Annotated in this window: 1 protein-coding gene; it reads right to left on the bottom strand. The window is 70.5% G+C overall.

Going from position 1 to position 264, the window contains the following annotated elements:
- Positions 1 to 264: VCBS repeat-containing protein (locus tag FAF44_RS54120; RefSeq protein WP_237111245.1), on the bottom strand; the 264-nt coding region annotated here is incomplete at both ends.

The raw sequence follows: 264 nt of genomic DNA on the forward strand, positions 1-264 counted from the left end.
CAGGTCGCCGTTGCCGTCGTTGTCGAAGTCGCCGGCGATGGGGCGGCTGTAGGCCGACCAGCCGCCGCCCACCGGGACGGCGCTGCCGAAGTTGTTGGCACCCTTGCCGTTCCAGACGCTCAGCGTGCCGTCCGCGATGGCGCCGATGTCGGTGATGCCGTCGCCGTTGATGTCGCCGAGTGACATCAGCGTGGCGGCGTACGGGGTCCAGCCGGGGCCGAGGGTGACGGGGCCGGTGAACTTGTTGCCGCCCTTGCCGTTCCA

The organism is Nonomuraea sp. MG754425, from assembly GCF_021699195.1.
Taxonomy (GTDB): Bacteria; Actinomycetota; Actinomycetes; order Streptosporangiales; family Streptosporangiaceae; genus Nonomuraea.